The 26,707-nt window shown below is 60.0% G+C and carries 21 protein-coding genes; 13 read left to right on the top strand and 8 right to left on the bottom strand.

The window, feature by feature from the left end:
* The first annotated feature begins 223 nt into the window (after window positions 1-223).
* The gene (locus tag AD669_RS24000; protein WP_053124277.1) at window positions 224-4,510 is read left to right on the top strand and encodes a DEAD/DEAH box helicase; all 4,287 of its coding nucleotides are present in this window, start codon (window positions 224-226) and stop codon (window positions 4,508-4,510) included.
* A gap of 123 nt (window positions 4,511-4,633) precedes the next feature.
* Here AD669_RS24000 and AD669_RS24005 read toward each other — a convergent pair whose 3' ends face one another.
* Window positions 4,634-6,730: a mechanosensitive ion channel family protein gene (locus tag AD669_RS24005; RefSeq protein WP_053124278.1), complete on the bottom strand. Its 2,097-nt coding sequence runs from the start codon at window positions 6,728-6,730 to the stop codon at window positions 4,634-4,636.
* 345 nt (window positions 6,731-7,075) lie between these two features.
* Here AD669_RS24005 and AD669_RS24010 point away from each other — a divergent pair, with 345 nt between their 5' ends.
* Genes AD669_RS24010 through AD669_RS24025 form a run of 4 tightly spaced genes read left to right on the top strand, consistent with a single transcriptional unit; the run spans window position 7,076 to window position 11,050 of the window.
* Complete coding sequence (locus AD669_RS24010; RefSeq protein ID WP_053124279.1) at window positions 7,076-8,002, top strand: DUF72 domain-containing protein; 927 nt, start codon at window positions 7,076-7,078, stop codon at window positions 8,000-8,002.
* The gene (locus AD669_RS24015) at window positions 7,999-8,796 is read left to right on the top strand and encodes an endonuclease/exonuclease/phosphatase family protein (RefSeq protein WP_053124281.1); all 798 of its coding nucleotides are present in this window, start codon (window positions 7,999-8,001) and stop codon (window positions 8,794-8,796) included. The genes AD669_RS24010 and AD669_RS24015 overlap by 4 nt, the downstream gene beginning before the upstream one ends.
* Window positions 8,793-10,067 (top strand): cardiolipin synthase ClsB, encoded by a 1,275-nt coding sequence (gene clsB, locus AD669_RS24020; RefSeq protein WP_053124282.1) that lies wholly within the window; start codon window positions 8,793-8,795, stop codon window positions 10,065-10,067. The genes AD669_RS24015 and clsB overlap by 4 nt, the downstream gene beginning before the upstream one ends.
* Complete coding sequence (locus AD669_RS24025; RefSeq protein WP_053124284.1) at window positions 10,064-11,050, top strand: lysylphosphatidylglycerol synthase domain-containing protein; 987 nt, start codon at window positions 10,064-10,066, stop codon at window positions 11,048-11,050. The genes clsB and AD669_RS24025 overlap by 4 nt, the downstream gene beginning before the upstream one ends.
* A gap of 114 nt (window positions 11,051-11,164) precedes the next feature.
* On the opposite strand, the gene AD669_RS24030 is transcribed toward AD669_RS24025, so the two are convergent.
* From AD669_RS24030 to AD669_RS24040, 3 genes are all read right to left on the bottom strand, one after another.
* Window positions 11,165-11,923, bottom strand: a complete 759-nt coding sequence (locus tag AD669_RS24030; RefSeq protein ID WP_053124286.1) for a S9 family peptidase — start codon at window positions 11,921-11,923, stop codon at window positions 11,165-11,167.
* Window positions 11,913-13,022 carry a DUF3182 family protein gene (locus AD669_RS24035; RefSeq protein ID WP_053124288.1) on the bottom strand — a complete coding sequence of 370 codons (1,110 nt, stop codon included), beginning with the start codon at window positions 13,020-13,022 and terminating at the stop codon, window positions 11,913-11,915. Before AD669_RS24035 ends, AD669_RS24030 begins: the two co-directional genes overlap by 11 nt.
* A 271-nt stretch (window positions 13,023-13,293) precedes the next feature.
* Complete coding sequence (locus tag AD669_RS24040) at window positions 13,294-14,295, bottom strand: GlxA family transcriptional regulator (RefSeq protein WP_053124290.1); 1,002 nt, start codon at window positions 14,293-14,295, stop codon at window positions 13,294-13,296.
* Window positions 14,296-14,395: 100 nt separating this feature from the next.
* Here AD669_RS24040 and AD669_RS24045 point away from each other — a divergent pair, with 100 nt between their 5' ends.
* The 7 genes from AD669_RS24045 (at window position 14,396) to AD669_RS24075 (ending at window position 19,618) form a co-directional block, all read left to right on the top strand.
* A complete protein-coding gene (locus tag AD669_RS24045; protein WP_053124293.1) occupies window positions 14,396-14,950 on the top strand; it encodes a cysteine hydrolase family protein in 555 nt (184 codons plus the stop codon).
* 241 nt (window positions 14,951-15,191) lie between these two features.
* The gene (locus tag AD669_RS24050; RefSeq protein WP_246542012.1) at window positions 15,192-15,773 is read left to right on the top strand and encodes a YjfI family protein; all 582 of its coding nucleotides are present in this window, start codon (window positions 15,192-15,194) and stop codon (window positions 15,771-15,773) included.
* Between the two features lie 17 nt (window positions 15,774-15,790).
* The gene (locus AD669_RS24055) at window positions 15,791-16,489 is read left to right on the top strand and encodes a PspA/IM30 family protein (RefSeq protein ID WP_053124296.1); all 699 of its coding nucleotides are present in this window, start codon (window positions 15,791-15,793) and stop codon (window positions 16,487-16,489) included.
* Between the two features lie 176 nt (window positions 16,490-16,665).
* Window positions 16,666-17,316, top strand: coding sequence for a DUF2491 family protein (locus AD669_RS24060; RefSeq protein ID WP_053124297.1), 651 nt, complete (start codon window positions 16,666-16,668; stop codon window positions 17,314-17,316).
* Window positions 17,317-17,331: 15 nt separating this feature from the next.
* A complete protein-coding gene (locus AD669_RS24065) occupies window positions 17,332-17,757 on the top strand; it encodes a DUF350 domain-containing protein (protein ID WP_053124298.1) in 426 nt (141 codons plus the stop codon).
* A 17-nt stretch (window positions 17,758-17,774) separates the two neighbouring features.
* On the top strand, window positions 17,775-18,458 hold the full coding sequence (locus AD669_RS24070) for a DUF1190 domain-containing protein (protein WP_053124299.1): 684 nt from the start codon (window positions 17,775-17,777) through the stop codon (window positions 18,456-18,458).
* 2 nt (window positions 18,459-18,460) lie between these two features.
* Window positions 18,461-19,618: a glutathionylspermidine synthase family protein gene (locus AD669_RS24075; RefSeq protein ID WP_053124302.1), complete on the top strand. Its 1,158-nt coding sequence runs from the start codon at window positions 18,461-18,463 to the stop codon at window positions 19,616-19,618.
* A gap of 69 nt (window positions 19,619-19,687) precedes the next feature.
* Here the strand turns inward: AD669_RS24075 and AD669_RS24080 are convergent, their stop codons facing one another.
* The 3 genes from AD669_RS24080 to AD669_RS24090 all read right to left on the bottom strand — a co-directional run bounded on the left by AD669_RS24080 (window position 19,688) and on the right by AD669_RS24090 (window position 23,091).
* Window positions 19,688-20,893, bottom strand: coding sequence for an acyltransferase (locus AD669_RS24080; protein WP_082341493.1), 1,206 nt, complete (start codon window positions 20,891-20,893; stop codon window positions 19,688-19,690).
* A 266-nt stretch (window positions 20,894-21,159) separates the two neighbouring features.
* Window positions 21,160-21,684, bottom strand: a complete 525-nt coding sequence (locus AD669_RS24085; RefSeq protein WP_008081898.1) for a single-stranded DNA-binding protein — start codon at window positions 21,682-21,684, stop codon at window positions 21,160-21,162.
* A 9-nt stretch (window positions 21,685-21,693) separates the two neighbouring features.
* The gene (locus AD669_RS24090) at window positions 21,694-23,091 is read right to left on the bottom strand and encodes an MFS transporter (protein ID WP_053124304.1); all 1,398 of its coding nucleotides are present in this window, start codon (window positions 23,089-23,091) and stop codon (window positions 21,694-21,696) included.
* Between the two features lie 191 nt (window positions 23,092-23,282).
* Between AD669_RS24090 and uvrA the strand changes: the two genes are divergently transcribed.
* The gene (gene uvrA / locus AD669_RS24095; protein ID WP_053124306.1) at window positions 23,283-26,117 is read left to right on the top strand and encodes an excinuclease ABC subunit UvrA; all 2,835 of its coding nucleotides are present in this window, start codon (window positions 23,283-23,285) and stop codon (window positions 26,115-26,117) included.
* A gap of 65 nt (window positions 26,118-26,182) precedes the next feature.
* Here uvrA and bfr read toward each other — a convergent pair whose 3' ends face one another.
* On the bottom strand, window positions 26,183-26,650 hold the full coding sequence (bfr, locus tag AD669_RS24100) for a bacterioferritin (RefSeq protein WP_053124309.1): 468 nt from the start codon (window positions 26,648-26,650) through the stop codon (window positions 26,183-26,185).
* Window positions 26,651-26,707 lie beyond the last annotated feature (57 nt).

Below are 26,707 nucleotides of genomic sequence, written 5' to 3' on the forward strand. Positions count from 1 at the left end.
CATTTTGCGGGTTTAGTGCGCAACCGTCATCCGTAAAGTGTTCATCCCAAGGATTTGTGCTGTGGCCGCTGGCCCCTTCGCGAGCAAGCTCGCTCCCACAGTGGATTTATGTGCGCCGCAAATCCCCTGTGGGAGCGAGCTTGCTCGCGAAGAGGCCCGACCAGACACTGAAGATCCTGAGCGGTACTTGCATCTTCCCCCCTGCGACCGCATAACTTAAGCCATGAATCTGCCCCTCCCCGCCGACAGCGCTCTGGCAGGCTTTCACCCCGCCGTCAGCGCCTGGTTCCGCAAGACCTTCCCGACGGTCACCGCCGCCCAGGCCCGCGCATGGCCGTTGATCCGCCAGCGCCGCTCGACGCTGATCGCCGCGCCCACCGGCTCGGGCAAAACCCTCACCGCGTTCCTCGCCGTACTCGACGACCTCGTCCACCGTGGACTGGAAAACCCCGACGGCCTGCCCGACGAAACGCTCGTCGTTTATGTCTCGCCGCTGAAAGCGCTGTCCAACGACATCCGCATTAACCTGCAAAATCCACTCGCCGGGATCACCGAACAGCTGCGGCAGATGAACCTGCCGGAAGTCCACATCACCACCGCCGTGCGCACCGGCGACACCCCGCAAAAAGACCGCGCCGCCATGCGCAAAACCGCGCCGCACATTCTGGTGACCACGCCGGAATCGCTCTACGTGCTGCTCGGCTCGGAATCCGGACGGAAAATGCTCGGCACCACGCGCACGGTGATCATCGACGAAATCCATGCGATGGCCGCCGGCAAGCGTGGCAGTCACTTGGCCCTGAGCCTGGAGCGCCTGCAAGCACTGTGCGCCGAACCGCTGACCCGCATCGGCCTGTCCGCCACGCAAAAACCTGTCGAAGCCGTGGCGCAGTTCCTCGTCGGCCATGACCGGCCCTGCGAAATCATCGACATCGGTCACGCCCGGCCACGGGATCTCGGCATCGAAGTGCCGCCCGTGCCGTTGTCGGCCGTCATGGCCAACGATGTCTGGGAATTGGTCTACGACCGCCTCGCCGAACTCGCCCGCGAGCACCGCACCACACTGATTTTCGTCAACACCCGGCGTCTGGCCGAACGCCTGAGCAGGCACCTCAGCGAGCGCCTCGGCAAGCACGCAGTGGCGGCGCATCACGGCAGTCTGGCCAAGGAGTTTCGTCTCGACGCCGAACAACGCCTCAAGCGTGGCGAGTTGCAGGTGTTGATCGCCACCGCTTCGCTGGAACTGGGCATCGATATCGGCGAAGTCGATCTCGTCTGTCAGATCGCTTCACCGCGCTCCATCGCCGGGTTTCTGCAAAGGGTCGGTCGTTCCGGACACCAGGTCGGCGGCACGCCCAAGGGCCGCTTGTTCGCCACCACCCGCGATGACTTGATTGAATGCGCCGCCCTGCTCGACTGCGTACGCCGTGGCGAACTCGACACCCTGCATATTCCCGTCGCGCCGCTGGATGTACTCGCCCAGCAAATCATCGCCGAAGTCAGCTGTCAGGAATGGTCAGAAGACGCCTTGCTGGCGATGTTCCGCCAGGCTTCGCCCTATCGCGACCTCGACGAAAAACACTATCAAGCCCTGCTGAGCATGCTCGCCGAAGGTTACAACGGTCGCCAAGGCATCCGCAGCGCCTACCTGCACCGCGACGCCGTCAGCCGCACTTTGCGTGGCCGCCGTGGTGCGAAACTCGCTGCCGTGACCAGCGGCGGCACCATCCCCGACAACGCCGATTACAGCGTGATGCTCGAGCCGCAAGGCCTGAACATTGGCAGCGTCAACGAAGACTTCGCCGTGGAAAGCATTGCCGGCGATGTGTTCCAGCTCGGCAATACCTCCTACCGCATCCTCCGTGTGGAAACCGGCAAGGTGCGCGTCGAGGATGCCCACGGTCAGCCGCCGACCATTCCGTTCTGGCTCGGCGAAGCACCGGGGCGCAGCGATGAATTGTCGTTCGCCGTGGCGCGCCTGCAAGCGCAACTCGACGCGTTGCTTGGCGCCAGCCCCGGAGACTTGCAACCAGCCCTCGACTGGCTGACGCAGACCCTCGGCCTCAACCGCGCCAGCGCCGAACAACTGGTCGAATACCTCGCCCGCGCCCGGCAAACCCTCGGCGCCCTGCCCTCGCAAGACACGCTGCTGATGGAGCGGTTTTTCGACGAGTCCGGTGGCACGCAACTGATCATCCATTCACCGTTCGGCAGCCGCATCAACCGCGCCTGGGGTTTGGCCCTGCGCAAGCGTTTCTGCCGCACGTTCAATTTCGAATTGCAGGCAGCGGCCAGCGAAGACGCCATCGTGCTATCGCTGTCCACCAGCCACAGTTTTGAACTGGATGAGATCTGGCGTTACCTGCACAGCAACAGCGCCGAGCACATCCTTATTCAAGCGGTGCTCGATGCGCCGCTGTTCGGCGTGCGCTGGCGCTGGAATGCCGGGGTGGCATTGGCGCTGCCGCGTTTTACCGGTGGGCGCAAAGTCGCGCCGCAGTTGCAGCGAATGAAAAGCGAAGACCTGATTGCCAGCGTATTTCCCGATCAGATCGCCTGTCTGGAAAATCTCGCCGGCGAGCGGGAAATCCCTGAGCATCCGCTGATTGAGCAAACCCTCGACGACTGCCTGCACGAGGCCATGGACAGCGAAGGCTGGCTCAATCTGCTGCGGCGCATGGAACGTGGCGAGATGCGCTTGATCAGCCGCGATCTACCGGCGCCCTCACCGCTCGCGGCGGAAATCCTCAGTGCGCGGCCGTACGCTTTTCTCGACGATGCACCGCTGGAAGAACGTCGTACCCAAGCGGTGATCAACCGCCGCTGGAGTGATCCGCAATCGACTGATGATCTCGGTGCGCTGGATGCCGACGCGATTACGGCTGTGCGCGAAGAGGCGTGGCCGACGCCGAATGCTGTGGATGAAATGCATGAGGCGCTGATGAGTCTGGCATGCATCAGCGAGGATGAGGTGCAAGCGAACGAAGGCTGGCGTGAATGGCTGGAAACCCTGGCCAGCAGCGGCCGCGCCTGCCGATTGCAGATCAATGCCGAGCATTGTTTATGGCTGGCCCGCGAACGTCTGACTTGCCTGCAAGCGCTTTATCCACAGGCCAAAGTGCAACCTGAGCTGGAGGCGTTGCCGGGATTCGATGAGGTCTGGCCGTTCGACGAGGCGTTGGTCGAAGTAATCCGTGCGCGCCTCGGTGCGTTCGGCCCACTGCCGTTACCTGCCATAGCTGAACCGCTCGCGCTGCCGACCGCTCAAGTCAATCAGGCTCTCGCCCAACTGGAGCGTGAAGGCTACGTGCTGCGCGGTCAATTCACGCCGAAACTCAACACCGAAGAATGGTGCGAACGCCACCTGCTCGCGCGTATTCATCGCTACACGGTCAAGCGTCTGCGCCGGGAAATCGAACCGGTGGCGTTGCAGGATTTCATGCGCTTTCTGTTCGACTGGCAGCACCTTTCGCCCGCGACTCGTGGTCAGGGCAGCGCCGTGTTGCCGGCGATTGTCGGCCAGTTCGAAGGCTACGCAGCAGCCGCTTCGGCGTGGGACAGCGACATTCTCCCGGCGCGCCTGAAAGACTATTCGCCGAGCTGGCTGGATGACCTGTGCCGCAACGGCAAACTGGTGTGGACGCGCCTCAGTGCCCGGCAAAAAATCAGCGGCACGGCTTTACGCAGTACGCCAATCGTTTTGCTGCCGCGCAATCAGGTTGGCTTATGGAGCGCGCTGGCCGAACAGACGCCCGTGAGCGAACTCTCGCCGAAAACCCAGAAAGTGTTTGAAGCCTTGAGTCAGCACGGTGCGCTGTTTTTCGATGAGCTGATTCATGAAGCGCATTTGCTGCGCACCGAACTGGAAATCGCCTTGCAGGAACTGGTCGGCGCCGGGCTGGTGAACGCCGACAGCTTCGCCGGCCTGCGTGCGCTGATTACCCCGGCAAGCAAGCGCCAGCAGCGCAGCAGTCGGCGTGGACGCGGGGCGTTTGTTGGCGGCATGGATGATGCCGGGCGCTGGGCTTTGCTACGGCGCGGGGCGGCTGTGGATAACAGCGAAACCCTGGAGCATGTCGCCATGACCTTGCTGCGCCGTTACGGCGTGGTGTTCTGGCGCTTGCTGGAGCGTGAGGCGGATTGGCTGCCGAGTTGGCGGGAATTGCTGAGCACGTTTCATCGGCTGGAAGCGCGCGGCGAGATTCGTGGCGGGCGGTTTGTCAGTGGTTTGGCGGGGGAACAGTTTGCCTTGCCCGAAGCCATTCCACTGTTGCGCGAGGTACGGCGGCGGCCGCATGACGGCAGTCTGGTGGCGGTGTGTGGGGTTGATCCGCTGAACCTGGCCGGGACGTTGTTGCCGGGGGTGAAAGTGCCGGCGCTGGTGAGCAATCGGTTGGTGTATCGGGATGGGTTGCCGGCGGCGGCGGAGATTGCCGGCAAGCAGCAGTTCTGGCTGGAGTTGGATCAGATGGATATGGAGCAGGTGCGCGGCAAATTGATCCGGCATTGAGGTTGTCCTCACTGGCCCCTTCGCGAGCAAGCTCGCTCCCACAGGGATTTGCGGCGTACACAAATCCAATGTGGGAGCGAGCTTGCTCGCGAAGAGGCCGGCACTGCCCCACATAATCTTGCGCTATGTCCGCGACCCTTGCGGCACCTCGGTCGCCACCACCTCTCCCTCCTGCACCTGCCGCTTCGGCAACAAAACCTGCTGTGGATAAGTCTGCGCGAAATGCACCGTCTCGGTGTTATCCACAAGCTTCTTCAAACGCTGGTTAAACGCCCGGCTCACCGCATACTGCCCGCCCGACACCGTCCTGAACTGCGCCGTCAGCACCACGCCATTCAAATCCATCCGGTCCACGCCAAACACATCCAGCGGCCCTTGCAGGTTGTACTTGAGGAACGGGTCTTCGCGGATCGAATCGCCGGTCTCGCGAATCAACTCAATGGCTTTATCCACGTCCGTGTCATAGGTGAACTGCACCGAGAAAAACGCATAAGCGAACTGCCGCGATTGGTTGGTCACAGCCTTGATCTGGCCAAACGGCACCGAGTGCACAAAACCCTTGCCGTCACGCAGGCGCAGGGTACGAATGGTCAGCCCTTCGACCGTACCGGCATGCCCGGAATCAAGCACCACCCAATCGCCGATCGACAGGGTGTCTTCGATGATGATGAACAGCCCGGTAATCACGTCCTGCACCAGTTGCTGCGAACCGAAACCGATGGCCAGACCGACCACACCGGCACCCGCCAGCAGCGGCGCAACGTTGATCCCCAGGTTGGCCATGGTGGTGATCGCGCAGATCACCACGAGGATGATTTTGATCGCGTTGCGCAGCAGCGGCAGGATGGTTTTCACCCGTGTGCTCGGCTGGCGCGCCGCGCGTTTGCTGAGCGGTGGTTTCAGTGCCTCCTGAATCGCCGTGTCGAGCACCACCCACAACAGCCAGGTCACCAGGAAGATCAAACCGATGCTGCTCAACGCGTTACTGATCGCTCGCCCGACCGTGCTGCTCTGGGCGAAATCGAGCAGCGACACGCCCCAGATCCGTCCGAGAATATCGATGAAGGCGATGGCGATCACGATGCGCAGCAAGGCGTGCAGCAGGCTCAGGAAGCGTTCCTTGTAGGCGCTGCTGCGCTGGATCGCTTCGGCTTTTCGTGACTTGAACAAGTGCTGCAGAATCGTGCTGAGAAATACCGTGCCGATCAGCAGCACCGTAGTGAACAACGCGCAGCGCAGGGCTTTTTGATTGTCCTCGCCGATGCCGATGAGGTTGACCGCCGAGACCAGCACCATCAACACAATCGGCCAATACCACAGCCCGGAAAAAATCCGCAGTGACTCTTGCAAGGAGGGCTGTTTCAAACGTTGGGCCAGCGAACGGTTGCGGATCAGATGCGCCACTGGGCGACGCAAGCGAATCACCAACAGTCCGAAAATCACCGAGGCGATCAGGCCGGTAAACACGGCGACGCTGCTGGTGATATTGCCGCCCAGTTGCCGGGCGATTTGCGGGCTGGTCAGCGCATCGCTGAGGGCGGCGAGGAAGCCGATCAGGAACAACGGACGCGGGCAATAATTGCGGATGATGCGTGCGGCGGGACGTTTGTGCCCGACGTTGAACATCACCACCACGCATAACAGCATCGAAGTGGAAAAGATGCCGCTGCTGGTGGCATAAGCCAGACACAGCGCCAGCGCGCGCCCCACCGAAGCTTGCAGAAAATGACTGACATACAGGGTCAACGGCAGGCAGATCAGCGCCGGAAGCGTGTACGGCAGCAAGTAGCCGATCAGATCCTGACTGCGCTGGCGGGTGCGTAACCAGCGACCTCCACGCATACGGTTGGCCAACAAACTGCCGAGAACGGTCAGCAGCGCAAAACTGCCGAGCCAGGTGCCGGACAGCGTGAGGAAATCTCCGGCGACACTCCAGCCTGAGCGGTTCGACGGCTGGTTGACCAATTTGTCGACTTCATCGGCCGCACGGTCGGCGCGCAGGCGCCAGGCGTCGACCAGATGTTCGTTGATGTCGAGTTTGTCCTGCACGTCGTCGATGCTCGAACTGATCGCACCGAGCAGACCGCCCTGCACCAGCGGCTCGGGTTTGGCCGGTTCCTCGGCAGCGGCCGGAACACCCGGCAGCGCGGCGGCGTCGATTTCACTGGCACCGAGAAACAGCAATGCTCCCAGCAGAATGGCGATCCTGAACTTGACCAAAACTCCGATCTCCCGTGGCTGAACCTGTAAGGAACTGATCAAGTTTTGCGCGGCAAGTTCAAGAGCCCCCTCACCCTAGCCCTCTCCCAGAGGGAGAGGGAACTGACCGAGTTGACTGGTCTTGATGCATCGACCTGAAGGTCTACAGTCGAACTCAGGCCTTCAAAACCACGCAGATCTGCTCCCTTCCCCCTCGACCCCTTGGGGGAGAGGGTTGGGGTGAGGGGGAGCGCTTTTGATCTTCGCCATAGATGTGACCGTCCGTAATACCGCCGAAACTTTCCCGATCCGCCCGCAGTCATCAAAAGACAGCGGCAACACGAGGGCTTTCAACGGGAGGGTGGCATGGCGACGATTCACATCGGTATTTCCGGCTGGCGCTACGAACCGTGGCGCGGGGATTTCTACCCCAAGGGACTGGCGCAAAAGCGCGAATTGCAATTCGCGTCGAGGGCGGTCAACAGCATCGAAATCAACGGATCGTTCTATGCCCTGCAACGACCCGAACGCTATGCGCAGTGGTACGCCGAAACACCCGACGACTTCGTCTTCAGCGTCAAAGCCCCGCGCTTCATCACCCATATCCGCCGTTTGCGCGATATCGAAAAACCGCTGGCGAATTTCTTCGCCTCGGGCATTCTGGAGCTCAAGGAAAAACTCGGGCCGATCCTTTGGCAGTTCCCGCCGAACTTCAAATTCGAGCCCGAGCGTTTCGAACATTTCCTCGCGCTACTGCCCCACGACACCGAAGCGGCCGCCGCCCTCGCCCATCAACACGACTCCCACCTGCACGGCCACGCGAGCATGAAAGCCTGGCGCAAAAAGCCGCTGCGTCATGCCGTGGAAATCCGCAACGACAGCTTCCTCGATCCCGAATTTGTGCGGTTACTGAAGCGCTACAACACCGCGCTGGTAATCGCCGACACCGCCGATAAATGGCCCTACCGTGAAGACCTGACCAGCGACTTCGTTTACCTGCGCCTGCACGGTGCCGAAGAACTCTACGCCAGCGGTTACACGGCGCCAGCCCTCAAGCGCTGGGCCGAGCGCATCGACGCCTGGCACCATGGCGAGCAACCGAAAGATGCCCATCTGATCGCCCCGCGCTTGAAGCCACGCGCACGCAAATCCCGCGAAGTGTTCTGCTATTTCGACAACGACATCAAAGTCCGCGCGCCCTACGACGCCCGTGATCTGCTGCAGCGTTTCGAGCTGGATAAAGACCTCGCCACCACCCCCGGCGAACCCGCTGGCGAAGGAGTGCTGGCATGAGTATTTCAGAACCGGTCGGTTTCACTGACGAAGGCTCGGTCGTCGCGCCGTCCGTGCGCACATTCACCGTGCTGACGGTCAACACCCATAAGGGTTTTACCGCACTGAATCGGCGCTTCATCCTTCCGGAATTGCGCGAAGCGGTGCGCAGCGTCGCCGCCGACGTGGTGTTTTTGCAGGAAGTCCACGGCACCCACGAACATCATCACAAGCGCTACAGCAATTGGCCGACGATGCCGCAGTACGAATTCCTCGCCGACAGCCTCTGGCCGCAGTTCGCCTATGGGCGCAACGCGGTGTACCCGGACGGCGATCACGGCAATGCGTTGTTGTCGAAATTCCAGATCATCCGCCACGACAATCTCGACGTGTCGATCAGCGGCCACGAGAACCGTGGTCTGCTGCATTGCGTGCTGCGCCTGCCCGGCGACGGCGCCGAGATCCATGCGATCTGCGTGCATCTGGGCCTGCGTGAAAGTCATCGCAACGCGCAGTTGAAGCTACTCGGCGAACGCTTGGCCGAACTGCCGGACGACGCACCGGTGATCGTCGCCGGTGACTTCAATGACTGGCGCCAGCGCGCCGATGCGTTGCTCAAACCCTGTGGCCTGCGTGAAGTGTTCGCCGAGCACCACGGCAAACCGGCGCGCAGTTTCCCCGCACGCCTGCCAACCCTGCGCCTCGACCGTATCTATGTCCGTAACCTCAAGGCCAGCCAGCCGAAAGTCCTTGCCAACCGGCCCTGGTCTCACCTTTCTGACCACGCACCGTTATCGGTGGAGATCGAACTATGAACAGCGCGCCGCTGGAGAAATCCGCCGTGGAACCCATCAGCATTACCCCGCCGGTGCGCGAGCCCGGCCAGGTCGACGTCGAGTACCGCTGGCAGGGCGGCAACCATGTGCAATTGCTGGAAAACGGCGAGGAATACTTCCCGCGTGTGTTTGAAGCAATGCGTGCGGCGAAGAGTGAAATCATTCTCGAGACCTTCATCGTTTTCGAAGACAAGGTCGGCGCCGAGTTGCAGGAGATTCTGATTGATGCGGCCAAGCGCGGCGTGCGCACCACCGTCAGCCTCGACGGCTTCGGTTGTGGCGAGTTGACTACCGGTTATCTCGCCGCATTGAGCGAGGCCGGCGTGCATTTGCAGATTTTCGATCCAGCGCCGAAACGCCTCGGTATCCGAACCAACTGGTTCCGCCGCTTGCACCGCAAAATCGTCGTGGTCGACGGCATGGTCGCGTTCATCGGCGGGATCAATTTTTCCGGCGATCATCTGGCTGATTTCGGCCCTGAAGCCAAGCAGGATTATTCGGTGGAAATTCAGGGCCCGGCGGTCGCCGACATCCATCACTTCGCCCTGCTGCAAAGTGGTCGCCCGGGTCGCGCGCGGTTCTGGTGGCAACGCCGGCGCCAGCGTCGCGCGGAAATGGCCTTCGATGATCATGACGGTCAGGTACGCCTGGTGTTCCGCGACAACGACCAGCACAGCACCGATATCGAAGACGTTTATCTGCAAGTGCTGCGCCGCGCCAAACGCCGTGTGGTGATCGCCAACGCCTACTTCTTTCCCGGTTACCGCTTGCTGCGTGAAATGCGCAATGCCGCCCGGCGCGGTGTCGATGTGCGGCTGATCCTGCAAGGCCAGCCAGACATGCTGGTGGCGAAACTCGCGGCGCGCATGACCTACGATTATTTGCTCAAGGCTGGCGTGCAGATTCATGAGTATTGCCAGCGTCCGCTGCACGGCAAAGTCGCGCTGGTCGATGATGAATGGAGCACCGTCGGTTCGAGCAATCTCGATCCGCTGAGTCTGTCGCTGAACCTGGAAGCCAACGTGCTGATCCGCGATCGCGCGTTTAATCAGCACTTGTTCGAGCGCCTCGAAGACCTCAGCCAGAACCATTGCAAAGCCATGGACGCCAGCAAGTCGCCACGCGGGCGCATCTGGCACATGACCGTGGGCTTTCTGGTGTTCCACTTTCTGCGGCATTTCCCGGCGATGGCGGGTTGGCTGCCGGCGCACAAACCGCGGCTCAAGCCGTTTCGAGGTAACCGCTCATGAGCCATTCCGAAGCGCACCCGAGCGGTCACGCGGCGCCAGCGACGCACTCGAAATGGAGCCGCTGGAAACGCCCGCTGACCCTGTTGTTTTTCCTCGCACTGATCGTGCTGCTGACGATGTTCGCCACGCGCATCGAATGGAAAGAAGTGCTGGAAACCCTCGCCGACTTCAAGGTGCGCACGCTGATCATTGCCGCCAGCCTGACGCTGCTGAGCTTTCTGGTGTACGCCAGTTTCGACCTGATCGGCCGCACTTACATTCGTCAGGATCTGACCTGGAAACAGATCCTGCCGGTGGGGATTATCAGCTACGCGTTCAATCTGAACCTGAGCGCGTGGGTCGGCGGCATCGCCATGCGTTATCGGCTGTATTCACGGTTGGGCGTGAGTAAAGGCAACATCGCCAAGATTCTCGGGCTGAGCCTGGCGACTAACTGGTTTGGCTATATGACCATTGCCGGCGCGGTGTTCAGCAGTGGTCTGGTGACTATGCCGCCGGGGTGGAAAGTCAGCAGCGACGCGTTGCAGGGCATCGGGATTTTGTTGCTGCTGGTCAGCGCCGGTTACCTCGCGGCGTGTCAGTTTTCCAAGCGCCGCGAGTGGTCGATTCGTGGCGTGGAAATCAACCTGCCATCGCTGCGCATGTCGGTGTTGCAACTGCTGTTGGGCGCGTTGAACTGGTCGCTGATGGCGGCGGTGATTTTCACATTATTGCCGAGCAAATTGGATTATCCGTTGGTGCTGGGTGTGCTGTTGATCAGCGCGATTGCCGGGGTGATCACGCATATTCCGGCGGGGCTTGGCGTGCTGGAGGCGGTGTTTGTTGCGCTGCTGCAGCACGAGGCTTCGCGAGGGAGTCTGGTGGCGGGGTTGCTGGCGTATCGGGCGATTTATTTTCTGTTGCCGTTGTTGATTACGGTGGTGATGTATTTGGTGGTTGAGGCCAAAGCCAAGGCGTTGCGGATAGAGAAAAAACCTTCTTGAATTTTTGGGTGAGGCTAATGCCCCCTTCGCGAGCAAGCTCGCTCCCACATTTGAAATGCGATCCCCTGTGGGAGCGAGCTTGCTCGCGAAGGCGTCCGAAAGAACGCTAAAAATTCAAGTAGATTGAATAATGCTCAACCGTTCGCCGACGACCATCTCGGTAATCCAGTCCACCAATATCGAGGTGTACGCCTGCTGCGAAACCGGCTCGCTCAGCGCGTGATCGGCACCATCAATAATCCGGTGTGTCAGCGAATGCGTCTGCTGACAAGCCGCGCGGTAACTCATGATCGCCGCGTGGGGCACGTAGTCGTCGGTTTCCGATTCCACCAGCAACACATCCCCGGTGAACTGCGAGCACGCATGCAGCGCACGGTTACTGTCGGCGCGCACCAGCGTGCTTCGATAATCACGTAAATCCGCTTTATCCAGCTCCCGCTTCGGCGTGTGCCATTGCTCGTCGCGATACAACGCCGGCACCCGCAGCGCCAGCCAGCGCACCGGGCGCAACGACGTCAGGATCGCAGCCAGATAACCACCGTAACTGGTGCCAACCACGGCAATCGCCGAGGTATCGAGCGCAGGATGCGCGAGCAAGCGGTCATACGCCGCGAGCAAATCACGCAGATTGTCTTCACGGGTGACGCGAGTCAGCGGAATTCCGGTGCCACCGGTATGCCCGCGCAAGTCGAAGGTCAGGCACACGCAACCCAGCCCTGCGATACCTTTGGCCCGTTCAAGATCTCGCTCCTGACTGCCGCCCCATCCGTGAACAAACAACACCCCCGGGACTTTCGATTTGGGACTGAGAAACGTCCCGCTCATCTGTTCATCATCAATGTCGATTTGAATGCTTTCGCTTCTAGCCGTCATAAGATTTGACCGTTACGTATTTGAGGAGAAATTCACTGTTTTCCGCCGGGCCGCGATACACCTCGATGGCGTCCGCCGGCAGCGGCTGATCGATGTAGGTTTCCACCGACGACACACGAATCGCGCGCATCCCCGGGTCGTTGACGAAGCTTTGCAGCGCGGCAACTTCAGCACTGCTGGCACCGCCCATGCGCCAGGATTGTTCGAGCACGCCGCTGCGGGTTTTGCCGTTACTGTCCAACCCTTGAGCGATGTCGTAATTGCGCCGCGAGGCGTAGAAGCGCGGATAAGCTTCATCGGCGGCGCTGTCGAAAATCTGCGCCTGTTCGATGGCCAGCCGGACATCATCCGCCAGATCCAGCGCCAGCAGATCGGCATAGCCGCCCTGCACCACCAGCAGGTTCGAACCACCATACACGTCTTCGCCGTGGGCATCTTTGGTCAAGTATTGATCACCGCAGTAGCTCAGCACTTTGTCGCCGATGAACGTCTGGCCGACACTGTGGGTGACGACGTCGCTCAAGTCCTGCTCCAGTACCACGCCTTCGCTGAACTGTTTTTCGCTATCGGGCCGAGCGAGGATTTCGTCGAAAGCGTCGAGGCTCTTGATCACTTCCTGGCCGCGACCGGCGCAGGCATGAACCGGCTTCAAACGGATCGGCCCGCTGTACAGCAAATGCTCGGCGGCGGGTCGCGCATCTTCCAGGGAAAACACGCTGAGGCCGTCGAGCACCACGTTGCGCACCCGTTCGGAAAACAGCGGCGACCAGCCCTCAGGCGCATGGGCCAAGTGGCTGCGCAAACCGTGGCTGATGGCTTTGGTGCAAATGAAGTCGTGCTCGACAAATCCGCCCCACAAATCTTCCGGGCCTTTGATGCCGAGTTCGTGAGCGTGGGTGGCGCCGACGATGGTTTGCGTCGGCAATAGATAAAGGTCACGACCGCGATGTTTTTCCGGGTCGTAACTGCCACCGAATTTGAACCCGAGAATTTGCGCCAGCCAACGGGCCAGTGCTTTGTTGGTTTGCACTTCATGCTGCGGCGCGCCGGCACGCACCGAGTGGGCGACGACGATTTTCCTGCGGGTGATCGGGGTCATGCGTCCCCCTTCCCTCGGTTCGATGACTGTAGCGGTGAAGGGTGCAGAGATCAGGCCAACGGCTGCTCTAGGGAAACCCTCGTTTAATCAGAAACTTGGCGGAATCGTGCTGGCACCACGCCTGTTTCAATCTGCACGACCGCCGACAAAACCCCGGCAAATTGCACGATCTATGGCCCTTGTAGGAGCAAAGCTTGCTCGCGAAAGCGCTGTGTCAGGTGGCAAATATGTGACTGACACACTGCCTTCGCGAGCAAGCTCTGCTCCCACATTAGGCATTCGTTGCTTTTGGGGTTGGGGTCACACCAAACCGCGCCCGATAATCACTCGGCGCCAGCCCGGTGATCTTCCTGAAGATCGCCCGAAACGCTCCCGGATCCTGATACCCCACTGTCCACGCAATGTGATCGATCGTGCCATTGGTGAACTCGAGCATCTCGCGCGCCTTGCCCACCCGCAGATGCTGACAATACTCGGTCGGCTTCAACCCGCTCGCCGCGCGAAAGCGCCGCAGAAACGTACGCTCTTCCAGCCCCGCCCTCTCCGCCATCGCGGTCAGCGAAACATCCGTCGCGCCGGTGCTTTGCAGCCAATGCTGAACCTTGAGAATCGCCGCATCGCCATGACTGAGAATCGGCGCAAAATTGCTCCCGCACTCACTGGCACTGTCGCTGTGTTCGATCACCAGAAAACGTGCGGTACCGGTGGCGATGCTCGGCCCGAGCAACCTGTCGACCAGGCGCAAGCCAAGCTCCGACCAGGCCATCAATCCAGCGGTGGTAATCAGGTCGCCGTCATCGACGATGGGCGTATCGGCTTTCAATTTGATCTTCGGGTATTGCTCGGCAAACGCCTTGGCCGATGTCCAGTGGGTGGTGGCGCTACGGCCATCGAGCAAACCGCTTTCCGCCAACATCAGCGAACCCACGCAGACACCGCCGAGCGTCGCGCCACGGGCATGTTGATCGCGCAACCACTGCGCAAGGCTGGCTGGCATGTTTGCCGAACTGAAGCCGCCAATTGACGGCGGAATCAGCACCGCCAGCAAATCGCTTTCGTCGCTCGGATGACTGTCGTAAACCCGCACGGGCGGCTGATCACCGTCGACCTGCCAATGACTGACCCGCAGCACCGGCAATTGCGCGGTCTGATGCTCAGCGGCAATGCGGTTGGCCACGCCGAACAGATCGGTCAAGCCATGCACCGCCGCCATCTGCGCGCCGGGATAAATCAGCACGCCGAGTTCAGCGATGGCGGCTTTTTCAACGCCCATTGTCAGTTTTCCCCTGTCTATTGTCGGTGCGGCCAATCCTCGAATCATCGGCCAGCGCCAATACTTGCACCACACCAACAAGCAATTCGAGGACACACCCATGGCCAAGCAAGCACTCATCGTAGTCGATATCCAGAACGACTACTTCCCCCAAGGCAAGTGGCCGCTGGTCGGCGCGGATGCCGCCGCCGACAACGCCGTGCGACTGATTGCAGCGTTCCGCGAAGCGGGCGATTCGGTAGTGCATATCCGCCACGAATTCACTTCGCCGGATGCGCCGTTTTTCACTCCGGGTTCGGACGGCGCCAAGCTGCACCCGAAAGTGCTCAACCGCGCCGACGAGCCGGTCGTGCTCAAACACTTCGTCAATTCGTTTCGCGAGACTGAACTGCAATCGATCCTCGATGAGCAAGGCATCAAGGAGCTGGTGGTGGTCGGCAGCATGAGCCACATGTGCGTCGATGGCATCACTCGCGCGGCAGCGGATTTGGGCTACACCGTGACGGTGATTCACGACGCCTGCGCCAGCCGCGATCTGGAATTCAACGGCCTGACCGTGCCTGCCGCCCATGTACACGCCGCGTTCATGTCAGCACTGGGCTTTGCCTACGCCAATGTGATCTCGACGGACGAATTTCTGTCGGCTGATCGCTAAGCAACACTTTGCAAACAGTCTATAAACAGAGGGCCCGCCACGTTGCGGGCCTTTTTTCGTCTGTCATAAAAAACTCACGCGTGAGCCATTGATGGCATTTTGGATTGGTTGTAGTGTGGCTCACGCGTGAGATGTTCATAACCGAGTCATAGCCATGAAAAGCCGTTCCCCCACCGCGAAATCTGATAGTCCCAAGGGAGAGCGCGCGAAGGCGTCCGCAAAAAAACCGTCGAGCTTTTATATGAAGCAGATGCGTGCGGGCCTGGCCGCTGCCGGTTATGTGAAACACGAAACTTGGGTGCTTCCCGAAAACCGAAGCTTGCTCAAGCAAATGGAGCAACAGCTACGCCAACCGATTCTGGCTGGCTCTTTCATGTCGGAGAATTACATGAGCGCAGGCAACAACTGGAATATCGATAGCCTCTTCAACGCCCTCAAGGCCCTGGACGAGGTGGCTTCGCACGAGATCACGCTGTCGCTGATCCAGAGCTCCGAACCCAGCATCAAGCTGGAAATGAACGAATTCGGCGGTCTGCCGATTCACATCGCCGTCGCCGGTCAGCAGATCATCGTTGACACCGTGCTGGTCGATATCGATTCGATCACCGACGTGCACGCCTTCAACGACGCCGTGTTGCGCAGCCGGGAAATGTTCCCGCTGTCGTCGATCGGTATCGAATCGATGCCCAACGGACAGACCGTTTACAACATGTTTGGCGCCCTCAGCGCCGACTCGAGCCTGACCAACGTGGTCACCGAGGTGAAAACCCTGGTCGACAACGTGCAGCGCGCGAGCGAAGCCTTCGAACACTTCTTCAAGTAATCAACAGGGAAAATCCAATGACTCAGTCCATCTGGAGCAAGTTGTTCACCGCGCTGCGCGGCGGCGCCAATGAAGTCGGCGAATCGATCGTCGACCAACAGGCCCTGCGCATCCTCGATCAGGAAATCCGCGATGCCGACACCGCCCTGTCGAACGCACGTCGCGAGCTGGTCACCATCATGGCCAAGCACAAACTGGCCGCCGACCGTGTGAGCGAGTACGACGCCAAGATCAAGGATCTCGAAGCCAAGGCTGTGTCGGCGTTGAACGCTGGCCGTGAAGATCTGGCGCTGGAAGTGGCCGAAGCGATTTCGACCCTGACCAACGACCTCGATGCCGAGAAAAAGCAGAGCGACGAGTTCGGTGTCTACGCCGAAAACATGCGCAAAGACATCAACAAGGCCGAAGCCCGCATCAAGAGCCTGCGCCAGCAAGTCGACATGGCCAAGGCCCGCGACAGCGTGCAAAAGGCTCAGGTCAGTGCGTCCATCGCCAGCGGCGGCGCCAACGGCAAACTGGAAACCGCCGTGGGTACGCTGAACCGCCTGCAAGCCAAACAGCAACAACGCGCTGCCGAACTGAGCGCTGCCGATGAACTGGCAGACGCCGCGACCGGCAATGACCTGGATCGCAAACTGCAAGAAGCCGGCATCACGCCGAACGCCGGCAGCGCCAATGCGATCCTTGAGCGCCTGAAGCAGAAATCCGCTCAGTAACATCGCAACCTGCCCTGTGTAGGGGCTGCCGAAGGCTGCGATCTTTTGATCTTGTCTTTAAAAACAAAATCAAAAGATCGCAGCCTTCGGCAGCTCCTACATGGGATCCCGGCCCGGTACACTAGCCACGCTTTTTCCGCCGACGAACACCTCCACCCGCCTCAAGGAACGTACCCATGGGATGGTTTAAAGATTTGCTGGGCACCAGCAACTGGCAGACCGCTGCGCCGACACCGACCGTTGCCAGTGGCCCACTCGGCATGGCCCAGGGCAAGGCTGTCAGGTTCGATACGACGCTGGCGCTGTTGCTCGACGGTTCGACCACGGTGCGCGTGCCCTTCGATCAAGCGATCTGGAGCGCCGGTTGGGTCGACCTCGGCCAGTCGAACAAACTGCACCGCTATTACATGAACGACGAGGATTTCTGGCTGCAGATCCACGTTACCGGCGACGACCAGATCGAATCGGTCACGCTGTTCAACTACCTCAGTTACGTGACCGTCAACAGTGACGCCGAACTGCAGCGCCTGGCCGGCCCTAATAGCGCGATCGGCCTGCCGACCTACACCCACGATGGCGTCGAGTACACCCGCGAATGGGGCACCGAACAGGGCCAGACCGAACTGGTGCCGATGACCGAACAAGTCATCAACCCGGACGAGTCCTACACCATCGAACACCACTCGATGCTTTACGCGCGCGAAACCGGCCTGACCGATCGCCGCGAATTGCTGCTGTTCTCCGTCGAACAGGACGAAGAAGGCACCGTCAGCCTGAGCACCTCTTTGGGTATCTCGCTGTACACGACTGATCTGAGCCCCATCTAAAAAAGGAAGTTTTTCATGCTGGAAGTGCTGGCCGTTTCCCTGAACAAAACCGCGCTGGTCGGTTTCGTCGTCTACCTGATCGGCGCCGTGCTGCTGTTCATGCTGTTCCAATTCGTCTACACCCGCATCACCCCGCACAAAGAGTTCGAGTTGATTCGCTCCGGCAACGTCGCCGCCGCCATCGCGCTGTCCGGTGCGATCATCGGTTTCGCGATCCCGGCCAGCAACGTGATCGCCTTCTCGGTCAACGTCCTCGACTTCGTCCTGTGGGCGGTGATTGCCGCTGTTGTGCAACTGCTGGCATTCCTCGCCACCGGCCTGGTGCTCAAGGGCACCTCGCAGCGCATCGCCAACGGTGAAATCGCTTCGGGCATTTACGTGGCAGCGGTCGCCATCAGCGTTGGCATGCTCAACGCCGCGTGCATGACCCCGTCCAACTGACCGGCAGGAAGCCTTCGATGAAACGCAGTAAATATGTGCAGTTGTCCCTCGCCGCGTCGGTGGCCATGGCCATCTCCGGTGAAGCGGCGGCGGTCGAGCAGCCGCGTAACTTCCAGAGCGTGGAACAGTGCGTCGATGCCGAAGTGGCTGCCGATGTCTGCTCCAACGCCTACGTCGCTGCCCTGACCGAACACCGGCGCATCGCCCCGGCGTACGACGACAAGGCCAAGTGCGACGCGGATTTCGCCGCCGATTGGTGTCAGAAAAATTCCGATGGCCGCTTCGTGCCGAAACTCGGCGGCTTCAAAGTGCCGCAGAACGGTGAACCGGCGCAGAACCTCGACGCCATCGCCGGCGCGCAAATGCCGGCGGGTGACGCCGCGCAGAATGTGCAAAACACCTCGCACACCTCCAGTGGCGGCGGCAGTGGCTGGCTGACCGGTTGGCTGATCGGCAACGCGATGAGCAACAACGTCAATCGCACGGTGTACCGCGATCGCGACACGCGCCAGCCCTACAACACTTCGACGCAATACCGCCGAGCCGAAACGACGACGCGCAGCCAAACGGATTACGAAAGCAGCAAAAGCAAACCGGTCAACGTTGCCTCGTCGACCTCGCGCGGCGGTTTCGGTAGCCAGTCGAGTGCTCGCAGCGGTTGGGGTGGCTGGGGCAGCAGTTCCGGTCGCTCGAGCAGCTGACGATGAAGAAAATCCTCTGCGCCGAGCGCCCCGACTGGAAACAGACCGCCGAAAGCCTCGGCTTTATGTTTCACACCATCGACGACGAGCCCTACTGGGACGAAAGCGCGTACTACCAGTTCACGCTCGCGCAGATCGAAAACGATCTTGAGGATCCGACCACCGAGCTGCACGAGATGTGCATGGACCTGGTCGACCGCGTGGTCAACAGCGAAGAGTTGCTGGATCGTCTGAGCATCCCTGCGCCGTACTACGACATGATCCGCACCTCCTGGCGCGAAGGTCATCCGCATCTGTACGGGCGCATGGACTTTTCCTACAGCGGCAACGGCCCGGCGAAACTGCTGGAGCTCAACTACGACACGCCGACCAGCCTGTACGAGGCAGCGGCGTTTCAGTGGGGCTGGCTGGAGCAATGCATCGAGCGCGGAACGCTGCCGGCGAATGCCGACCAGTTCAACAGCATCGACACCAAACTGCATCAGGCCTTTGCCGAACTGAAGCTGACGCGGCCGTTCTATTTCTCTTCGATGAGAGACTCGGTCGAAGACAAGGGCACCACCGATTACCTGCGGCTGATCGCAGAAAAAGTCGGCATCGAATCGCGGCACATCGACATTGAAGACATTGGCCTGACTTCTGAGGGCCGCTTTGTCGATCTGCAGGATCGCTGGATCCCGCACCTGTTCAAGCTGCACGCCTGGGAGTTCATCTTCCACGAACCGTTCGGCGCGGCGATTGCCGAGTGCGATACGCAGTTTTTTGAACCGGCGTGGAAGGCGATTCTGTCGAACAAAGGCGCGCTCCCTTTATTGTGGGAACTGCACAAGGGTCATCCGAACTTGCTCGCGGCGCACCTTGATCCAAACCCGGCCAGCGCGGTGCCCAAGGGTTGGGTGCGCAAGCCGTACTTTTCCCGTGAAGGCGCGAACATTGAGTTGCAGACGGCTGAAGGTCTGATCGTCAAAGAAGACGGGCCCTACACCGATGCGCCGTTTATCCTGCAGGAATTTGCGCCACTGCCGAAGTTTGGCGACAGCTACACGCTGATTGGTTCGTGGGTGATTGGCGATCAAGCCGCAGGTATTGGCGTGCGCGAAGACAACAGCCTGATCACCAAAGACTCGAGCCGCTTCCTGCCGCACCTGATCCTCGACTGAGCCATAGGCCACTTTTCAGCCATAAAAAAACCGTAGCGCGTGAGCTCTACGGTTTTTTTTCGCCCTCGGTCAAGACAGCTCTGTCGAGCGTACCGGACGATCTGCCGGGAGTTTGTCCCTGGCGGTTTCCGACGTGCTCACACCAGCCATTCTGCGCCGTGCGATTTCCGCGCCGCGACGACGCAGCGGAGTTTCGACAAAACGGTAGTTCAACTCGCTGCAGACCAACATGATCGCAAACGAGGTGAGCAACATTTCCACGGTGAACTCAGGCCCCAGTTCGACACCTCTGTCGCTGGCCACTCGACTCCAGATTTCGGTACTCAAGTGGTAGGCGAACATGTGTATCACGTACAAAGCGTAAGAACGCGAGCCTAGCCATTGGGCAATTCCACTCAAGAACGCCGGGCAGTAGACATAGCCTTTTTGATAACTGGAGAGCCAGACCAGAACCAATGCATTCAATGCGATCAGCCCCACCGCGATGGGCATGGCGATCAGTTGCCCGGCAATGGCACCGAGCATGTACAGCAGGAACAGCGTCAACCCGAACCGCTTGATCAGGCTGGCGCCCAGCGCCACTGGCTCAATGTCTTTGTACAGTGAGGTGCGCGTGAACAGGCACAGAAGAATGCCCCACATCATCGCATCCAGACGGAACGAGAAGAGCATGGCCGCCGTTGGCCCGCCGAAGGCATAACGATTGAACGGGAACTGCACGGCAATCAGTGCGAGCAGGGCGATTACTCGCCAACGGGTGGATGTGATCAGCAGCAGAAACAGCGGGAAGATAAAGTAAAACTGCTCCTCCAGCGCCAGGCTCCAGTACACCGAGTTCGGCCCCAGCAGCACACCGTACTGGTTCGCCAGATTGCCGGTGAAGGTCGCGACCGCCGTGAAGCTGCGCAAATTATCGAACCACGACTGGAATGCATTCGACTGGTTGAAGAAGATCGAGAACGCCAGCGGAATCAATACCCACAGCCACGCCGTGGGCAGCAGGCGGTAGGCCCGCCGGATCCAGAACGAGGTGGCCGCGAGGCCGAATCGGCCCTGCTCACGATTTTTATCAAAATAATCGAGGTACGCTTTGCTGACCACGTAACCGGAAATACAGAAAAAAAGGTCCACCCCTGACCACGGGGAAAACACATTGAACACTTTCTGCATGAAGTCGCTATGGAATGGCAACAACAACGAACTATGGGCCAACACCGTCATCAGGATGGCCACGCCGCGCAGATACTCGATTTCCTTGTTCTTGCTACTGCTCATCGTTTTCTCTTGTTTTTGTGATGGACGCAGCCCAGCTCCCCGGGATCCTGCTTTTGCAAAAAGGCGCCTGAATATCCAGTCGCAGGTACGGATCATGGTGCGACTGGCGGCAGCCTTCAAGACTCAGTGCGAAACTTTCCGTGATCAGACCAAACGACTCATCGGTCATGAGTTGAACGAGGCGACATCTTTGGCCCGTCCAGAACGACAAAACCCCCGCAATGCGGGGGCTTCGAGGCTAAATCAAAGGTGATTCAGCGGGCAAATCAGAACGGGATATCGTCATCAAAGCTGTCGAAATCCGGAGCCGGTTGCGGTGCGGCCTGCTGAGGAGCCGGGGCCGAACGCTGTTGCGGAGCCGACTGCTGCGGACGCGGCGCCTGTTGGCGTGGAGCCGGAGCGGACTGCTGATAGTTGTTGCCACCGCCTTGTTGGTCGCCCTGTTGTGGACGGCCGCCGAGCAGTTGCATGGTGCCTTGCATGTCGACCACGATTTCGGTGGTGTAACGCTTGATACCGTCTTTTTCCCACTCACGGGTCTGCAGCTTGCCTTCGATGTAAACCTGCGAACCCTTGCGCAGGTATTCGCCGGCGATTTCGGCGACTTTGCCGAACATCGAAACACGGTGCCACTCGGTCTTCTCGACCTTCTGACCGGTTTGCTTGTCGGTCCACTGTTCGCTGGTTGCCAGACTCAAGTTGGTCACGGCGTTACCGTTAGGCAGGTAGCGAACTTCGGGATCCTGGCCGCAAGTGCCGACCAATATGACTTTGTTAACCCCACGGGCCATAACGTTCTCCTAGGCGTCGCAAGCAGCCCCGGCCGGGTTGTTCACCAGGCGTTCGAGGGTGTCGCGATCCACTAATTCTTTGTCCAGTTTGATGTAAACAGCCGCTTCATCAGCAACTATCACTGCATCGGTTACCCCTACGAGGGCCTTGAGGCGCTCGACCAGACCCGCTTCGCGGATCGCCTCGGGCGACAACGGCAAGCGCAGGCTCGTCACGTAGGGAGGTTCGCGCATGGTAACAGCAAAGGCCAGCCAAAGTGCAGCCAGCCCGGCACATCCAAGGAACACAACCGACAGACCGCCATGCTGAAACAACCAGCCGCCGAGTATCCCGCCAAGTGCCGAACCAAGGAACTGGCTGGTGGAATACACGCCCATGGCCGTGCCCTTCCCGCCCGCCGGTGAAACCTTGCTGATCAGCGACGGCAATGAAGCCTCCAGCAGATTGAACGCGGTGAAAAACACCACCGTGCCGATCACCAGAGCCCGCAAGCTGTCACCGAACTGCCAGAAGAATAGCTCAGTCAGCATCAGCGTCGTCACGGCGCCGAGCAAAACTCGTTTCATTTTGCGTTTCTTCTCGCCATAGATGATGAACGGGATCATGGCGAAGAACGAAACCAGCAACGCGGTGAGGTAGACCCACCAGTGCTGTTCCTTGGGCAAACCGGCTTTTTCAACCAGTGCCAGAGGCAGCGCGACGAAGCTCGACATCAACATGGCATGTAACACAAAGATGCCCAGATCGAGGCGCAGCAGATCAGGATGTTTGAGCGTCGGCATCAACGCCTGACGCGCCACACCGGATTCGCGGTGAGTCAGCGGCCCGGTCGATTTCGGCACCATGAACATGACGATGACGATGCCCACCAGCGCCATGCCACCGGTGGCGAGAAACAGTCCGGACAAGCCAAACGCACGGGTCAGCAATGGCCCGACGACCATGGCCACGGCGAACGACAGACCAATCGTCATGCCGATCATGGCCATCGCTTTGGTACGGTGCTGCTCGCGAGTCAGGTCGGAAAGCAACGCCATGACCGCTGCGGAAATCGCCCCGGCGCCTTGCAGGATTCGCCCGGCGATCACGCCCCAGATCGAATCGGCTTGAGAGGCGAGCACGCTGCCGAGGGCGAAGACGATCAGCCCGAGGTAAATAACCGGGCGGCGGCCAATGCGGTCGGAAATGACCCCGAACGGGATCTGAAAAATCGCCTGGGTCAGGCCGTAAGCGCCGATGGCCAACCCGATCAGGGCCGGGGTCGCTCCCGCCAAATCCATGCCGTAGGTTGCCAGTACCGGCAACACCATGAACATGCCAAGCATACGGAAGGCGAACACCAGGGCCAGACCGCTCGCTGCGCGGGTCTCGCTGCCACTCATGCGTTCGCTGTGGGGATCGTGCATGGATAAACCTCGTGTGAACCGGCGGCGATTCTACCAGTCCCATCGAAAGACGGGGTAGATCGCGACGCTTTGACGCGTACAGATGAAACACTCTTCATTCAGGGCAAACAACGCTACGCTTGATAGTGTGCATCCATCCAGTATTTGCCCGTATACTCTTACGCTTTCGACGCCCGCCGAGCGAGGCCACTTTGGACAAGATCCTGATACGTGGGGCCCGTACCCACAACCTGAAGAACATCGACCTGACCCTGCCACGGGACAAACTGATCGTCATCACCGGCCTGTCCGGATCCGGCAAGTCGTCCCTGGCTTTCGACACACTGTACGCCGAAGGTCAGCGCCGCTATGTCGAATCGCTGTCGGCCTATGCCCGCCAGTTCCTGTCGATGATGGAAAAACCCGACGTCGACACCATTGAAGGCCTGTCGCCGGCGATTTCCATCGAACAGAAATCGACCTCGCATAACCCGCGATCCACGGTCGGCACCATCACCGAAATCTACGACTACCTGCGTCTGCTCTATGCACGCGTGGGTACGCCGCGCTGCCCGGATCACGATATTCCGCTGGAAGCGCAGACCGTCAGCCAGATGGTCGACCTGGTGCTGGCGCAGCCCGAAGGCAGCAAACTGATGCTGCTGGCGCCGGTGATCCGCGAGCGCAAAGGCGAACACCTTTCAGTTTTCGAAGAGCTGCGTGCGCAAGGTTTCGTCCGCGCGCGCGTCAACGGGCGCATTTGCGAGCTCGACGAGCTGCCGAAACTGGATAAACAGAAGAAGCATTCGATTGATGTGATCGTCGACCGCTTCAAAGTGCGCGCCGATCTGCAACAGCGTCTGGCCGAGTCCTTCGAAACCGCGCTGAAACTGGCCGACGGCATCGCACTCGTAGCGCCGATGGACGACGAGCCAGGCGAAGAGATGATCTTCTCCGCGCGCTTCGCCTGCCCGATCTGCGGACACGCGATCAGCGAGCTGGAACCGAAGCTGTTCTCCTTCAACAACCCGGCCGGCGCCTGCCCGACGTGCGATGGTCTGGGGGTGAAGCAGTTCTTCGACATCAAGCGACTGGTCAACGGCGAGCTGACCCTGGCCGAAGGCGCGATACGCGGCTGGGACAGGCGTAACGTCTATTACTTCCAGATGCTCGGCTCACTGGCTTCGCACTATAAGTTCAGCCTGGAAAAACCGTTCAACGAACTGACCGCCGAGCAGCAGAAACAAATCCTCCACGGCAGCGGCTCGCAGAACGTCGATTTCAAGTATCTGAACGACCGTGGCGACATCGTCAAACGTTCGCATCCATTTGAAGGCATCGTGCCGAATCTGGAGCGTCGCTACCGCGAAACCGAATCGGCGAGCGTGCGCGAAGAGCTGGCCAAGTTCCTCAGCACCCAGTCCTGCCCGGATTGCCGTGGCACGCGTCTACGGCGTGAAGCACGCCATGTGTGGGTCGGCGAGAAGACACTGCCAGCGGTGACCAATCTGCCGATCGGCGATGCCTGCGTGTACTTCGGCGAACTGAAGATGACCGGGCGTCGCGGCGAGATCGCTGACAAGATTCTCAAGGAAATCCGCGAGCGTCTGCAGTTCCTCGTTAACGTCGGTCTGGACTATCTGTCGCTGGATCGCAGCGCGGACACCCTGTCCGGCGGCGAAGCACAGCGTATCCGTCTGGCCAGCCAGATCGGTGCCGGCCTCGTCGGTGTTTTGTACATCCTCGATGAACCGTCGATTGGTTTGCACCAACGCGACAACGACCGCCTGCTCGGCACGCTCAAACATCTGCGGGACATCGGCAACACGGTGATCGTGGTTGAGCACGACGAAGATGCGATTCGTCTGGCCGACTATGTCGTGGATATTGGCCCGGGCGCCGGTGTGCACGGCGGGCAGATTGTTGCCGAAGGTACGCCGGCCGAAGTCATGGCGCACCCGGATTCCCTGACCGGTAAATACCTGTCGGGCCGGGTGAAGATTGAAGTGCCGGCCAAACGTACGCCACGCAACAAGAAGCTGACTCTGTCGCTCAAGGGCGCGCGCGGTAACAACCTGCGCAATGTCGATCTGGAAATCCCGATCGGCCTGCTGACCTGCGTGACTGGCGTGTCCGGCTCCGGTAAATCGACGCTGATCAACAACACCTTGTTTCCGCTGAGCGCTACAGCACTGAACGGCGCGACGACGCTGGAAGCTGCAGCGCACGACAGCATCAAAGGCCTGGAACATCTCGATAAAGTTGTCGACATCGACCAAAGCCCGATCGGTCGTACGCCGCGCTCCAACCCGGCGACGTACACCGGGCTGTTCACGCCTATCCGCGAACTGTTTGCCGGCGTGCCCGAGTCGCGCTCCCGTGGTTATGGCCCGGGGCGTTTCTCGTTCAACGTCAAGGGCGGTCGCTGCGAGGCCTGCCAGGGCGACGGTCTGATCAAGGTCGAAATGCACTTCTTGCCGGACATCTATGTGCCGTGCGACGTGTGCAAGAGCAAGCGCTACAACCGCGAAACCCTTGAGATCAAATACAAGGGCAAGAGTATCCACGAAACCCTCGAAATGACCATCGAGGAAGCGCGGGTGTTCTTCGATGCGGTGCCAGCGCTGGCACGCAAGCTGCAAACGTTAATGGATGTCGGCCTGTCGTACATCAAGCTCGGGCAGTCGGCGACCACGTTGTCTGGCGGTGAAGCGCAGCGCGTCAAGCTGTCCCGCGAGCTGTCGAAGCGTGACACCGGCAAAACTCTGTACATCCTCGACGAGCCGACCACAGGCCTGCACTTCGCGGATATCCAGCAATTGCTCGACGTGCTGCATCGCCTGCGCGATCACGGCAACACCGTGGTGGTGATCGAACACAACCTCGACGTGATCAAGACGGCCGACTGGCTGGTCGATCTCGGGCCGGAGGGTGGTTCCAAGGGTGGGCAGATCATCGCCGTGGGTACGCCGGAGCAAGTGGCCGAGATGAAACAGTCTCACACTGGCCATTACCTCAAACCGTTGCTGATCCGCGATCGGGCTTAAACGCCGGGCATGAAAAAGCCCCTGTCACTTCAACAGTGACAAGGGCTTTTTTGTACCTACTGCGATCAGGAGGTGTGCGATTGCAGGTAGTTCTCGAGACCGATCAGTTTGATCAGGCCCAACTGCTTTTCCAGCCAGTAGGTGTGATCTTCTTCGGTGTCGTTCAACTGCACACGCAGGATCTCGCGGCTGACGTAGTCTTTGTGCTGCTCGCACAGCTCGATGCCTTTGCACAGCGCTGCACGAACTTTGTACTCAAGGCGCAGATCCGCTTCGAGCATCTCCGGCACAGTACTGCCGACATCCAGATCATCCGGACGCATGCGCGGTGTGCCTTCGAGCATCAGAATTCGGCGCATCAACGCATCAGCGTGACCCGCTTCTTCTTCCATTTCGTGGTTGATTCGCTCGTAGAGCTTGGTGAACCCCCAGTCCTCATACATCCGCGAATGAACGAAATATTGATCACGCGCGGCCAGTTCGCCGGTCAGCAACGTGTTGAGGTAATCGATTACGTCTGGGTGGCCTTGCATCGCCCTACATCTCCCTACTTGAAAGGCTGTAGTTTGAACCAACATGACCGGAAGGTC

Source organism: Pseudomonas sp. P1.31, assembly GCF_001269815.1.
Taxonomy (GTDB): domain Bacteria; phylum Pseudomonadota; class Gammaproteobacteria; order Pseudomonadales; family Pseudomonadaceae; genus Aquipseudomonas; species Aquipseudomonas rustica.

Coding starts and splice junctions, on each gene's coding strand:
- AD669_RS24040 (WP_053124290.1), bottom strand. CDS start 14,295: ATGGGCGTTGAAAAAGCCGCCATCGCTGAACTCGGCGTGCTGATTTAT.
- AD669_RS24010 (WP_053124279.1), top strand. CDS start 7,076: ATGGCGACGATTCACATCGGTATTTCCGGCTGGCGCTACGAACCGTGG.
- AD669_RS24055 (WP_053124296.1), top strand. CDS start 15,791: ATGACTCAGTCCATCTGGAGCAAGTTGTTCACCGCGCTGCGCGGCGGC.
- AD669_RS24085 (WP_008081898.1), bottom strand. CDS start 21,684: ATGGCCCGTGGGGTTAACAAAGTCATATTGGTCGGCACTTGCGGCCAG.
- AD669_RS24065 (WP_053124298.1), top strand. CDS start 17,332: ATGCTGGAAGTGCTGGCCGTTTCCCTGAACAAAACCGCGCTGGTCGGT.
- AD669_RS24060 (WP_053124297.1), top strand. CDS start 16,666: ATGGGATGGTTTAAAGATTTGCTGGGCACCAGCAACTGGCAGACCGCT.
- AD669_RS24030 (WP_053124286.1), bottom strand. CDS start 11,923: ATGACGGCTAGAAGCGAAAGCATTCAAATCGACATTGATGATGAACAG.
- AD669_RS24025 (WP_053124284.1), top strand. CDS start 10,064: ATGAGCCATTCCGAAGCGCACCCGAGCGGTCACGCGGCGCCAGCGACG.
- clsB (WP_053124282.1), top strand. CDS start 8,793: ATGAACAGCGCGCCGCTGGAGAAATCCGCCGTGGAACCCATCAGCATT.
- AD669_RS24035 (WP_053124288.1), bottom strand. CDS start 13,022: ATGACCCCGATCACCCGCAGGAAAATCGTCGTCGCCCACTCGGTGCGT.
- AD669_RS24070 (WP_053124299.1), top strand. CDS start 17,775: ATGAAACGCAGTAAATATGTGCAGTTGTCCCTCGCCGCGTCGGTGGCC.
- AD669_RS24015 (WP_053124281.1), top strand. CDS start 7,999: ATGAGTATTTCAGAACCGGTCGGTTTCACTGACGAAGGCTCGGTCGTC.
- AD669_RS24045 (WP_053124293.1), top strand. CDS start 14,396: ATGGCCAAGCAAGCACTCATCGTAGTCGATATCCAGAACGACTACTTC.
- AD669_RS24050 (WP_246542012.1), top strand. CDS start 15,192: ATGAAGCAGATGCGTGCGGGCCTGGCCGCTGCCGGTTATGTGAAACAC.
- AD669_RS24075 (WP_053124302.1), top strand. CDS start 18,461: ATGAAGAAAATCCTCTGCGCCGAGCGCCCCGACTGGAAACAGACCGCC.
- AD669_RS24090 (WP_053124304.1), bottom strand. CDS start 23,091: ATGCACGATCCCCACAGCGAACGCATGAGTGGCAGCGAGACCCGCGCA.
- AD669_RS24000 (WP_053124277.1), top strand. CDS start 224: ATGAATCTGCCCCTCCCCGCCGACAGCGCTCTGGCAGGCTTTCACCCC.
- AD669_RS24080 (WP_082341493.1), bottom strand. CDS start 20,893: ATGAGCAGTAGCAAGAACAAGGAAATCGAGTATCTGCGCGGCGTGGCC.
- bfr (WP_053124309.1), bottom strand. CDS start 26,650: ATGCAAGGCCACCCAGACGTAATCGATTACCTCAACACGTTGCTGACC.